This is a genomic window from Streptomyces sp. NPDC054961 (assembly GCF_053609145.1).
In genome coordinates this window covers 246,274-258,299 of the sequence record NZ_JBSGWY010000003.1, presented here as the reverse complement: position 1 = coordinate 258,299, position 12,026 = coordinate 246,274, and the positions used below count along the sequence as shown (strand labels likewise).

The following is a 12,026-nucleotide window of genomic DNA, read 5'->3' as shown; positions in this document are numbered from 1 at the left end:
TCTCAGCCCAGCAGGACGTCGTCGTCGCCGAGACGCTTGAGCTCGCGGTACAGGATCGCGAGGCCGGTGACGATGGCGGCGGCGGACACGGCGGCGTCGACCAGCTTCAGCATGTCGTGCTCGCTGCGGGCCTTCTTGACCTGCTTGATCACGCCCAGGGCACCGAAAGCGGTGGTGCCGATCGACAGGTAGGTGCCGGTCTTGGACTTCTTGAAGCCCTTGGCCTTGGACAGTGCACTGGTGCTCACAGCGACGGTGCCTCCTCAAGCAGCGGGTGTCCCCAGCGCTCGATGAAGGCCGCCTCGACGGCGGCGCCGACCTTGTAGAGCCGGTCGTCCTTCATCGCCGGGGCGATGATCTGCAGTCCGACCGGGAGACCGTCCTCCGGAGCCAGGCCGCAGGGCAGCGACATGGCGGAGTTGCCGGCCAGGTTGGTCGGGATGGTGCACAGGTCCGCGAGGTACATCGCCAGCGGGTCGTCGGTGCGCTCACCGATCGGGAAGGCGGTGGTGGGCGTGGTCGGGGAGACGATCACGTCGACCTGCTCGAAGGACTTCTCGAAGTCCTTCGTGATGAGCGTGCGGACCTTCTGGGCGGAGCCGTAGTACGCGTCGTAGTAGCCGGAGCTGAGCGCGTACGTGCCGAGGATGACGCGGCGCTTGACCTCGTCGCCGAAACCGGCTTCGCGGGTCAGGGCGGTGACGTCCTCGGCGGACCGGGTGCCGTCGTCGCCGACGCGCAGGCCGTAGCGCATGGCGTCGAAGCGGGCCAGGTTGGAGGAGCACTCGGACGGCGCGATCAGGTAGTACGCGGCCATCGCGAGGTCGAAGGAGGGGCAGTCCAGCTCGACGATCTCGGCGCCCAGCTCCTTGAGGAGCTCGACGGACTCGTTGAAGCGCTGGACGACGCCGGCCTGGTAGCCCTCGCCGGCGAACTGCTTGACCACGCCGACGCGCATGCCGGCGACGGAGCCGTTGCGGGCCGCCTCGACGACCGGCGGGACCGGGGCGTCGACGGAGGTGGAGTCCATCGGGTCGTGGCCGGCGATGACCTCGTGGAGGAGCGCCGCGTCCAGGACCGTACGGGCGCAGGGCCCGCCCTGGTCGAGGGAGGAGGAGAAGGCGACCATGCCGTAGCGGGAGACGCCGCCGTACGTGGGCTTCACGCCGACGGTGCCGGTGACGGCGGCGGGCTGGCGGATGGAACCGCCGGTGTCCGTGCCGATCGCGAGCGGCGCCTGGAAGGCGGCGAGCGCGGCCGCGGAGCCGCCGCCGGAGCCGCCGGGGATCCGGGTGAGGTCCCAGGGGTTGCCGGTGGGCCCGTAGGCGCTGTTCTCGGTCGAGGACCCCATGGCGAACTCGTCCATGTTGGTCTTGCCGAGGATGACGACGTCGGCTTCCTTCAGCTTGCGCGTCAGGGTGGCGTCGTAGGGCGGGATCCAGCCTTCGAGGATCTTCGAACCGACCGTCGTCGGGATCCCGACGGTGGTGAAGATGTCCTTGAGGGCGAGCGGGACGCCGGCGAGCGGGCCCAGCTTCTCGCCGGCCGCCTTCTTGGCGTCCACGGCGCGCGCCTGGGCGAGGGCGCCCTCGCGGTCGACGTGCAGGAAGGCGTGGACCTTCTCGTCGGTCGCCTCGATGCGGGCCAGGTGGGCCTCGGTGACCTCGACGGCCGTGAGCTCGCCGGAGGCGATCTTCTCGGCGGTCTGTGCGGCGGTGAGCCGGATGATCGTGTGCGTGTCGGTCATGTTGTTAGTCCTCCCCCAGGATCTGCGGCACCTTGAAACGCTGCTGCTCCTGGGCGGGAGCGCCGGAAAGCGCCTGCTCGGGGGTGAGCGACGGACGGACCTCGTCCGCGCGCATGACGTTCGTCAGCGGCAGCGGGTGGGAGGTCGGCGGGACGTCTTGGTCGGCGACCTCGGAAACGCGGGCGACCGCGCCGATGATGTCGTCGAGCTGTCCAGCGAAGTGGTCGAGCTCTTCGCTCTTCAGCTCCAGACGTGCCAGCCGAGCGAGGTGGGCGACCTCCTCGCGCGTGATGCCAGGCATGCAGCGATCCTCTGCGGGTTCGGGTGTGTAGGTTTCGGGCCCAATCCTATGGGGCCCGGCCCCCGCCCGACGCCCCGGTTTCCCCCGGGGCGCCCCGAACCCTCCGGGCGGGCCCGATTCCGCCCCCCGCGGGGCCCCGGCGTCAGGCCAGGCCGGTGAGGTGGGCCCGGGCCTCGGACAGGGTGCCGGGCAGCGTGCGGTGGACCCGGAGGTCCGGGCGGGCCAGGGCGAGCTGCGTGACGACGTCCCCGCGGCGCGGGTAGCCCGGGTCGGCGCCCACGGCCAGGCGGCGGGACGGCACGGCCGCGGCGAAGCCCAGTTCGTACAGCGTGATCGGCTGGACCGTCAGCGCGGCGTCGCAGGCGGGGAACCAGAACAGCGTGACGTCGGCCCGCCGCAGGTGGGCGTACTCCCACGCGATCTGGACGTCCGTCTGCGAGGGGTCGGACACGTCGAAGTCCGCGCGGCGGGGGTTGAGGACCACGAACCGTGCCAGGGCGGCCGCCGCCCGCGGCTGCCACGGCGGGCAGTGCGTGATCCCGCCCGCCAGGAACACCGACGGCGCGTCGCCCGGCGCGGGCCGGTATTCCGTCGGTGCCTCGACGTACCTCACTGCGCCTGCGCGGCCGCGGCCTCCGCCGCCAGCTCGGCCGTGATGTCCGCCGGCCGGCGCCAGCCGCGCTCGCCGCGGGCGAGCAGCCAGGCCGTGGCCTCCTGCGGGGGCATCGCGGCGGCGACCAGCCAGCCCTGGACGGCGTCGCAGCCCAGGTCGCGCAGCCGCTCCCACGTCTCGTCGTCCTCGACGCCCTCCGCGACGACCAGCAGGCCGAGCGAGTGGGCGAGGTCCACCGTGCAGCGGACGATCTCCGCGTCCTGGGCGTCCACCGCGAGGCGGGCCACGAAGGAGCGGTCGATCTTCAATTCGCTGACCGGCAGCCGCCGCAGGTGGACGAGGGAGGAATAGCCCGTGCCGAAGTCGTCCAGGGACATCTTCACGCCGTGGCCGGTCAGCCCTGCCATGGTGTCGGCGGCCCGCTGCGGGTCCTCCAGCAGGACGTGTTCCGTTATCTCCAGCTGCAGCCCGCTCGCCGGGACCCCGTGGCGGGCCAGGCGCGCGGCCACCGCGCCCGCGAAGCCGGGCGTGTGGACGTCGCGCGGCGAGACGTTGACGGCGACCGGGACCTTGAGGCCCTGGGCCCGCCACCGGGCGACCTGCGCGAGCGCGGTCTCCAGGACGTACTCCGTCAGGTGCGGCATCAGCCCGGACGTCTCGGCGATGGCGATGAACTCGTCCGGGGAGACCCGGCCGCGCTCCGGGTGCACCCACCGTACGAGGGCCTCGAGGCCGGCCACCTGCCCGTCGAAACGGACCTTCGGCTGGTAGTGCAGTTCCACCTCGCCCGCGTCCAGGGCGCGCCGCAGGTCGCCCAGCAGGCCGAGCCGGTCGGGGGTGTTGCTGTCGCGCTTGGACTCGTAGACCTCGACGCCCGTGCGGTCCCGCTTCGCCTGGTACATGGCGACGTCGGCGCGGCGCAGCAGGCCCTCCGCGTCGAGCGCGTGGTCGGGGAAGACGGCGAGGCCGGCGCTGGCCTCCAGGACCAGGGTCAGGCCGTCCAGGTCGAGGGGTGAGCTGAGCTCGGCGACGAGGTGGCGCGCGACCCGCTGGGCGCTGGTGGTGGAGTCGGCGATGGGGAGCAGGACGGCGAACTCGTCGCCGCCGAGGCGGGCGGCCTCGGCGTCCGGGGGCAGGGCCTGGCGCAGCCGGTCCGCGATCTGCAGGAGCAGCCGGTCGCCGGCGAGGTGGCCCAGGGTGTCGTTGACCGCGCGGAAGCGGTCCAGGTCGATCAGTACCAGCGCCGAGCGGGTGCCCAGCCGTTCGGCCTGGTCGAGGGCGGTCCAGGCGCGCTCCAGCAGCCACTGGCGGTTCGGCAGCCCGGTCAGCGGGTCCTTCAGCTGCTCCTCGGCGCGGGCGCGGGCGATCCACAGGGTGGAGTCGAGGGCGATCAGCGGTACGGCGAAGAGCGGCAGCAGGACCGGCTGCGATTCGGCGACCACGCAGATCAGCGGGGCGATGCCGAGGAGGGCGACGGCCACCAGGCCCTGGCGCAGCAGTGCGGTGCGGGCGACGGTGGGCAGTCCCCCGTGGTGCGGAGCGAGTGCGAGCCACAGCAGGACGCGGGTGACGAGCAGGTACGTGACGGCGACCAGGATGACCTCGGGGACCGCGTCGATCCCCCAGCTGGTGGGTTCCCACGGGTGTTCCACGGACGGCGACTCGCCGAAGGCGGCGAGCACGAGCGCGCCCGCGCCGATGCCGAGCACGTCGGTGGAGCCGTGCAGCAGGCCCTGGCGCCAGCGGTGCCGGCGGGCGGCCCCGACGAGGGTGACCACGGCGAGCGAGACGAGGCCGGCGGGAACCCATCCGTAGAGGATGAGGACGGCGAGGGTGAGGGCCGCGCCCGAACCGGTGCCGCCCCACCAGCGGTCGCGGCCGAGGGCGACGAGGTGGCCGACGATGATGCCGGTGAGCAGGGCGAGGGCCCAGCCGACCGGGCCGCCGGGGAACAGGGCGTGACGGCCGCTCAGCGCCGTGACGATGCCGACGGCGAGCAGCGCGGCGGCGAGACCCACGACGGCGAAGGGCAGCGCGGCGCTCCGCCCCGCTCCGCCCGTGCCCGCCCCGGTGCCGAGCGGTCGGGATCCCGGTGTCCTGGCTCCCAGGACACCGAACCGGCCCGTCCGCAGGGACGGGAGGTCCCCGCCGAAATCTGGTGACGGGTCGGCGCTCTCGGTGGGTTTCATGCCCGTCCCTCTCACAGCCGGCGATGCCGATGCCACGCAATGGCCCCGTTGTCATGCCCTCACGGCAACAGCGCGTCAAGCAGCCGTGCACGACGGGCGCACCCCTCAACAGTAGGACGCGAGAGGCACCCAGGGGCAGCGGTCGGCGGCGGTTGCCCGAATACGACCCGGCCATCCTCATCAGTACGGTATCCGCCGAACGGGTGAGTTTGGACCAGGACCCCCGGGTCACCCATCCGATGATCCGACAGGTCACCGCCCCGCGAACAGCCTTGTACCGGCCTTGCGGTGGCCGTGTACCGGCCGATTGCCGCCGGACGGGGCCATGACGGCGCCCGGTGCCACCGGCCGCCGCGCCTGGCGTGCGCCCGCTCCCGCGGCCGCACGCCGTGCATCCGTTCGCCTTCGTTACTCCGCTGCGGCGACGCCGTCCACCGGGAGGGCGGCCGCGCGGGCGGCGTCGGGGCCCTCTTCGAGCAGGACGGCGAAGCCGGCGTCGTCGAGGACGGCGAGCTTCAGCTGCATCGCCTTGTCGTACTTGGAGCCGGGGTTGTCGCCGACCACGACGAAGGAGGTCTTCTTCGACACGGACCCGGTCACCTTGGCGCCCCGGCTCTGCAGGGCCTCCTTCGCACCGTCCCGGGTGTGGCTCTGCAAAGTGCCGGTGACGACGACGGTCAGGCCCTCGAGCGGGCGCGGGCCCTCCTCCTCGCCGGAACCTTCCTCCTCCATCCGGACGCCGGCCTCCCGCCACTTGCGCAGGATCTCCTGGTGCCAGTCGACGGCGAACCATTCCTTGAGGGAGGCGGCGATGATCGCGCCGACGCCTTCGGTGGCGGTCAGCTCCTCCTCGGTGGCCTGCTCGATGCGCTCGATCGACCGGAACTCGCGGGCGAGCGCCTCCGCCGCCACCGGGCCGACGTGACGGATCGACAGGCCGTTGATGATGCGGGCGAGCGGGCGCTCCTTGGCGGCCGCGATGTTCTCGAGCATCGACAGGGCGTTCTTCTTCGGCTCGCCCTTCTGGTTGGCGAAGACCGTGACGATCTTCTCCTCGCCCGTCTTGGGGTCCCGCTTGGGCAGCCCGCTGTCCGGGTCCAGGACGTAGGCCTTGATGGGGAGCAACTGCTCGATGGTCAGGCCGAAGAGGTCGCCCTCGTCCAGCAGGGGCGGCTGCGCCGGCTCCAGCGGGCCGGTCAGCGCGGCCGCCGCCACCATGCCGAAGTTCTCGATGTCCAGGCTCTGGCGGCCGCCGAGGTAGAAGATCCGCTCGCGCAACTGGGCGGGGCAGGTCTGGGCGTTGGGGCACCGGACGTCGATGTCCCCCTCCTTCATCGGGCGCAGCGCCGTCCCGCACGCGGGGCACGCGGCCGGCATCACGAACTCCCGCTCGCTGCCGTCCCGCAGGTCCACGACGGGGCCGAGGATCTCGGGGATGACGTCGCCCGCCTTGCGCAGCACGACGGTGTCCCCGATGAGCACGCCCTTGGCCTTGACGACCTCCTGGTTGTGCAGGGTCGCGAACTCGACCTCGGAGCCCGCCACCGTCACCGGCTCGACCTGCGCGTACGGGGTCACGCGCCCGGTGCGGCCGACGCCGACCTTGATGTCGATCAGCTTGGTGTTGACCTCTTCGGGGGCGTACTTCCAGGCGATGGCCCAGCGCGGGGCGCGCGCGGTGGAGCCGAGCCGGCCCTGGAGGGAGATCTCGTCCAGCTTGACGACGACGCCGTCGATCTCGTGCGCGACGGAGTGCCGGTTCTCGCCGAAGTACGCGATGAACTCCCGGACCTCGGCGAGCGAGGAGACCACCTTGTTGTGCCCGCCGGTGGGCAGGCCCCACTCGTGGAGCAGCTCGTAGGCCTGCGACTGGTACTCGATCTCGAAGCCCTCGCGGGCGCCGATGCCGTGCACCACCATGTGCAGCGGGCGGCTCGCGGTGACCTTGGGGTCCTTCTGGCGCAGTGAACCGGCCGCCGCGTTGCGCGGGTTGGCGAAGGGCTTGCCCTCGGCCTCGACGAGCCGGGCGTTGAGCTCCTCGAACTTCTCCATCGGGAAGTAGACCTCGCCGCGGATCTCGACCAGGGCGGGGATCCGGTCGCCCTTGAGCCGGTCGGGGATCTCGGCGATGGTGCGGACGTTCGGCGTGACGTCCTCGCCGGTGCGGCCGTCGCCGCGGGTGGCGGCGCGGGTCAGGCGGCCGTTCTCGTAGGTGAGGTTGACCGCGAGGCCGTCCACCTTCAGCTCGCACAGGTAGTGGTAGTCGGAGGTGTTGGCGTCCCGGGCCACGCGCTCGGCCCAGGCCGCCAGTTCCTCGTCGTCGAAGGCGTTGTCGAGGGAGAGCATCCGCTCGCGGTGCACGACGGAGGCGAAGTCCGTCTCGTACGCCCCGGCCACCTTCTGGGTGGGCGAATCGGGCGTGCGCAGCTCCGGGTACTCCTCCTCCAGCGCCTCCAGGGAGCGCAGCAGCTGGTCGAACTCGGCGTCGCTGACGACCGGCTGGTCGTTCACGTAGTACCGGAAGCGGTGCTCCTCGACCTGCTCGGCGAGCAGCGCGTGCTGCTCGCGCACCGCCGCCGGTGCGGCCGTGTCGCTGCCCTGCTTCTGTTCGGCTGCCATGCCGTGTCCTCCCGTGGCCCGTCTCGATCCATCACTCAGGGTTGTCGGCGAGCGACCTCGCCGCCCTGACGCAGTGCGCCTGGACCGCGCGCGCGTAGGCGGGCGAAGCGCCCGCCAGACCGCACGACGGAGTGACCACGACGGACTCCGCCAGAGTCCCCGGGGTCAGCCCCAGCCTGCGCCAAAGCTTCCTGACACCCATGACGCTACCGCCCGGGTCCGACAACGGGCCGTCGGTGCCGGGCACCACTCCGGCGAAGAGTTTCGTACCCGCTTCGACGGCTTCCCCGATGGCGTCGTCCTCGCGCTCGGTGAGCAAGGAGAAATCGAACGACACGCCCGAGGCCCCGGCCCGCCGCAGCAGCCCGAAGGGCACTTCGGGCGCGCAGGAGTGGACGACGACCTCCCCGTCGTGGACGGCGAACAGGTCGCGCAGCGTGCCCTCGACGACCTGCCGGTCGACGGCGCGGTAGGTGCGGTAGCCGCTCGCGGACCGGACCCGCCCGAGCAGCACGGCCGACAGCGAGGGTTCGTCGTACTGGAGGACGATCTCGGCGCCGGGGATCCGCGTGCGCACGTCGGCCAGGTGCTCGCGGACGCCTTCGGCGAGGGAGCCGGCCAGGTCACGGCAGGCGCCCGGGTCCTGGAGCAGGGCCTCGCCGCCGTGCATCTCCAGCGCGGCCGCGAGCGTCCACGGCCCGACGGCCTGCACCTTCAGCCGTCCCTGGTAGCCCTGGGTGAACTCCTCCAGGGCGTCGAGGTCCTCACCGAGCCAGGAACCGGCCCGCCTGCTGTCGCGGCCGGGCCGGTCGCTGATCCGCCAGCCGCTGGGCTCCACGTGCGCGTACATGTCCACGAGCAGGCCGAGGGAGCGGCCGATCATGTCCGCGCCGGGGCCCCGGGCGGGCAGCTCGGCGAGGTACGGGAACTCCTCGAAGGAGCCGGTGACCGTCTTGGCGGCTTCGCGCGCGTCGCCGCCGGGCAGCGAGCCGATGCCGGTGGCTCCGCCGGTGGCACTCATCGGCCGGGCCTGACGGAGAGGTCGCTGACCACGGCGTCGCGGGGCAGGTCGACGGCCATGACGACGGTCGTCGCGACGGACTCGGGGTCGATCCAGTCGGCGGCGTCGTAGGACTCGCCCTCCTGCGAGCGGACCTTGGCCTGCATGGGGGTGGCGGTACGGCCGGGGTAGACGGACGTGACGCGGATGCCGTGCTCCTTCTCCTCCGCGCGGAGCGAGTCGGCCAGGGCCTTCAGGCCGTGCTTGGAGGCGGCGTACGCGCTCCACTCGGCGTGGGCGGCGAGGCCGGCGCCGGAGTTCACGAAGACCACGGTCGCGTGCGAGGCGCGCAGGGTGGGGAGCAGCAGGCGGGTCACCTCGGCGGGGGCGATGAGGTTGACGTTGAGCTGCTGGTGCCAGGTCTTGGGGCGCAGCTCGCCGACGGGGCCGAGGTCGACGATCCCGGCGATGTGCAGGAGGGAGTCGATGCGCTCGGGGATCGCCTGCTTGGAGAAGGCCCAGGAGAGCCGGTCGGGGTCGGCGAGGTCGCCGACGAGCGCACGGGATCCGGGGTAGCGCTCGGTGAGCTGCTTGGCGCGGGCGGCGTCGCGGGCGAGCAGGACGAGGTCGTCGCCACGGGCGTGCAGCCGGTTCGCGACGGCGGCGCCGATGCCGGAGCCGGCGCCGGTGATCAGGTGAGTAGCCATGCGGCCATGCTCGCACCCCGGCCCCGGGCGGCCCTACCGGCTGCGGGGGCGGGCGACCCCGGGGCGGGGGCCTCGGACCCGGGCATCGGGCCCGGGCGGGCCTGGGGCGGGCCGGAACCCGGGCGGGGCCCCGGAGCGGCATCCGGGCCCCGGTTCAGAGGCCGGCCGCCTCGCGCAGGGCGGCGGCCGTCTCCGACGCGTCGTAGTCGGCGGGGACTCCGTCGACGAGGATGACGTCCCCAGCGATGTGGTCCGCGCGCAGCGGGATCAGCGCCTGGTAGGCGGCCGAGGCGTACCACGCGCGGGCCGCCCCGAGGTCCGGGAAGGCGATCATGACGATCGTGCCGGGCCAGGCGCCCTCCATGACCTCGACCTGACGGCCGTGGACCATGAAGCGGCCGTCGAAGGGGTCCATGGTGGCCTGGATCTCCTCGATGTAGCGGAGGATGTCCTCGTTCATGGTCTCGGGGCGTATGTGGGCGATGGCGTAGGCGGTCATGGTCTGTGCCTCCACAAGTCTTGGTCCGGGTCGGGCCGTTGGTCCGGCTGCTTCGACTGGTTCGACTGGTTCGACTGGTTCGACTGGTTCGATCCTGCCAAGCGCTGCCCGTGGCGGCCATGACCCCCGGGGTCATGCCTCCGCGAGGGCCGGGCGGAAGGTGCGCCGGTAGGCGATCGGTGAAACGCCGAGGGACGCCCTCATGTGCTGGCGCAGGGAGTTGCCCGAGCCGAAGCCGGACCGGTGGGCGACCAGGTCGACCGGCAGATCGCTGGACTCCAGCAACTGGCGTGCGATCTCGAGGCGTTGCGTGGTGAGCCACTGCACCGGGGTCATCCCCACCTCGTCGCGGAAGCGGCGCGTGAAGGTCCGCAGGCTCATCCGGGCGTGGGCGGCCAGCTCGGCCAGCGCGATCGGCTCCGCCAGCCGTTCCAGGGCCCACGCGCGGGTGGCGGTCGTGGTGGCGACGGTCGGCTCGGGGACGGGCCGGTCGATGTACTGGGCCTGACCGCCGTCGCGCCAGGGCGGTACGACGCACATGCGGGCGGCCCGGTTGGTGACGGCGACGCCGTGGTCCCGGCGGATCAGGTGCAGGCACAGGTCGACGCCGGCGGAGACCCCGGCGGAGGTCAGGACGTCGCCGTCGTCGACGAAGAGGACTTCCTCGTCGACGAGGACCCGCGGGTAGGCCCGGCGGAACTCGGGGGCGAGGTTCCAGTGCGTCGTGGCGGGGCGGCCGTCGAGGATTCCGGCGGCCGCGAGCACGTAGGAGCCGGTGCAGATGGAGACCAGGCGGGTGCCGGGGCGGATCCCGGCGATGGCCGCGGCCACCTCGGGCGGCAACGGTCCCCCGACGGCCAGCTCGGGCATGGAGTGAGTGGGCGGGATGATCACGGTGTCGGCGGCGGCGAGGGCCTCGGGTCCGGCGGCGGGCTGGATGGTGAAGCCGGAGTCGCTGAGCACGGGGCCGCCGTCGGCGGTGCAGACGACCACCTCGTACAGGGCCTCCCCACCCTCGCCCACGGCGCTGCCGAAGACGCGGGAGGGGATCCCGAGCTCGAACGGGGGGAAGCCGGGCAGGGCGAGCACGGCGACCAGGTGCCGGTCGCTCGCACCGCTCCCCCCGGTGGTTCCCGTGGGTGCCGTTCGCTCCGTACGCGCCTCACTCATGGCCAGATTCTGTCAGATAGTGGCCGGACGGCCAATACCGACGGCCGTCGCGGTGTCCGAATCTGGGACACGTCACCGGGGAAAACCCCGGTTTCGCACGAGTCGGACGTATTCGGACTGATGAGGAGAACAGACATGCGCGCGATGGTCGTGAGCGAGTGGGGCGGCCCCGAGACCCTGGTCGAGCGGGAGATCGACCGGCCGGAGCCGGGCCTGAACGAGATCCTGGTGCGCGTCCACGCGGCGGGCGTGAACCCGGTCGACTCCAAGACGCGGGCCAGCGGGGCCCTGATCTCCTGGGGCGAGGTCCCCATCGTGGGCTGGGACGTCTCCGGCACCGTCGAGGCGGTCGGCCCCGGCGTGACCCTGTACGCCCCGGGCGACGAGGTCTACGGCATGCCGAGCTTCCCCCGTCAGGCGGGCGGCTACGCCGAGTACGTGGCGGGTCCGGCCCGGCACTTCGCCCGCAAGCCCGCCTCGCTCGACCACGTGCAGGCGGCCTCACTCCCGCTGGCGGCGCTGACCGCCTGGCAGGCGCTGGTGGACACGGCCGCGGTCGCCCCCGGGCACCGGGTGCTCATCCACGCGGCGGCGGGCGGCGTCGGCCACCTCGCGGTGCAGATCGCCAAGGCGCGCGGCGCGTACGTCATCGGCACGGCGAGCGAGGCCAAGCACGGCATGCTGCGCGAGCTCGGCGCGGACGAGCTGATCGACTACCGCTCGGCCGACTTCACCGAGGCGGTATCGGACGTGGACATCGTGATCGACGCCCTCGGCGGGGAGAACGGCGAGCGCTCGCTGAAAGTCCTCAAGCCCGGAGGCCACCTGGTGACCCTGCCCTCGCCGGACGACGTACCGGCCGACGCGGAGGGCTTCCGCACCGGCTGGACGCTGGTCGAGCCGGACTTCCGGGGCCTGGTGGAGATCGCGGCCCTGGTGGAGAAGGGCCGGCTCCGCCCGGTCGTCGACACGGTCCTGCCGCTGTCCGAGGCGGCGAAGGCCCACGAGATCGTCGACCGCGGCCGCACCACCGGCAAGATCGTCCTGACGGTGGCCTGACCGGTCCGGCTGCCGGGGGCCGCGGGCCCGAACCGGACCGCCCCCGGGGGGGGGGGGGCGGGGGGCGGGCCCCCGCGGGGGGGGCGCGGCGCCACCGCGACCGGGCCCGCCCCCCCGCCGGG

11 protein-coding genes are annotated in these 12,026 nt (G+C 72.9%); 1 reads left to right on the top strand and 10 read right to left on the bottom strand.

Annotated elements, in window-relative coordinates:
- Positions 1-2: 2 nt before the first annotated feature.
- From ACWF9Z_RS05290 to ACWF9Z_RS05245, 10 genes are all read right to left on the bottom strand, one after another.
- On the bottom strand, positions 3-248 hold the full coding sequence (locus tag ACWF9Z_RS05290) for a hypothetical protein (protein WP_453597647.1): 246 nt from the start codon (positions 246-248) through the stop codon (positions 3-5).
- Positions 245-1,747 (bottom strand): Asp-tRNA(Asn)/Glu-tRNA(Gln) amidotransferase subunit GatA, encoded by a 1,503-nt coding sequence (gene gatA, locus ACWF9Z_RS05285; RefSeq protein WP_453597645.1) that lies wholly within the window; start codon positions 1,745-1,747, stop codon positions 245-247. Before gatA ends, ACWF9Z_RS05290 begins: the two co-directional genes overlap by 4 nt.
- 4 nt (positions 1,748-1,751) lie before the next feature.
- Positions 1,752-2,048 carry an Asp-tRNA(Asn)/Glu-tRNA(Gln) amidotransferase subunit GatC gene (gene gatC / locus ACWF9Z_RS05280; RefSeq protein ID WP_007266718.1) on the bottom strand — a complete coding sequence of 99 codons (297 nt, stop codon included), beginning with the start codon at positions 2,046-2,048 and terminating at the stop codon, positions 1,752-1,754.
- A gap of 142 nt (positions 2,049-2,190) precedes the next feature.
- Positions 2,191-2,661 carry a nucleoside 2-deoxyribosyltransferase domain-containing protein gene (locus tag ACWF9Z_RS05275; RefSeq protein WP_453597642.1) on the bottom strand — a complete coding sequence of 157 codons (471 nt, stop codon included), beginning with the start codon at positions 2,659-2,661 and terminating at the stop codon, positions 2,191-2,193.
- The gene (locus tag ACWF9Z_RS05270) at positions 2,658-4,850 is read right to left on the bottom strand and encodes a putative bifunctional diguanylate cyclase/phosphodiesterase (protein ID WP_453597640.1); all 2,193 of its coding nucleotides are present in this window, start codon (positions 4,848-4,850) and stop codon (positions 2,658-2,660) included. The genes ACWF9Z_RS05275 and ACWF9Z_RS05270 overlap by 4 nt, the downstream gene beginning before the upstream one ends.
- A 408-nt stretch (positions 4,851-5,258) precedes the next feature.
- Positions 5,259-7,469 (bottom strand): NAD-dependent DNA ligase LigA, encoded by a 2,211-nt coding sequence (ligA, locus tag ACWF9Z_RS05265; RefSeq protein WP_453597638.1) that lies wholly within the window; start codon positions 7,467-7,469, stop codon positions 5,259-5,261.
- 31 nt (positions 7,470-7,500) lie between these two features.
- The gene (locus ACWF9Z_RS05260) at positions 7,501-8,490 is read right to left on the bottom strand and encodes a methionine synthase (protein ID WP_453597636.1); all 990 of its coding nucleotides are present in this window, start codon (positions 8,488-8,490) and stop codon (positions 7,501-7,503) included.
- Positions 8,487-9,176, bottom strand: a complete 690-nt coding sequence (locus tag ACWF9Z_RS05255) for an SDR family oxidoreductase (RefSeq protein ID WP_453597634.1) — start codon at positions 9,174-9,176, stop codon at positions 8,487-8,489. Before ACWF9Z_RS05255 ends, ACWF9Z_RS05260 begins: the two co-directional genes overlap by 4 nt.
- 154 nt (positions 9,177-9,330) lie before the next feature.
- Positions 9,331-9,675 (bottom strand): DUF1330 domain-containing protein, encoded by a 345-nt coding sequence (locus ACWF9Z_RS05250; RefSeq protein ID WP_453597632.1) that lies wholly within the window; start codon positions 9,673-9,675, stop codon positions 9,331-9,333.
- Positions 9,676-9,807: 132 nt separating this feature from the next.
- Complete coding sequence (locus ACWF9Z_RS05245; protein ID WP_453597630.1) at positions 9,808-10,845, bottom strand: GlxA family transcriptional regulator; 1,038 nt, start codon at positions 10,843-10,845, stop codon at positions 9,808-9,810.
- Positions 10,846-10,980: 135 nt separating this feature from the next.
- Between ACWF9Z_RS05245 and ACWF9Z_RS05240 the strand changes: the two genes are divergently transcribed.
- Positions 10,981-11,904: an NADP-dependent oxidoreductase gene (locus ACWF9Z_RS05240; protein ID WP_453597628.1), complete on the top strand. Its 924-nt coding sequence runs from the start codon at positions 10,981-10,983 to the stop codon at positions 11,902-11,904.
- Positions 11,905-12,026: the final 122 nt, after the last annotated feature.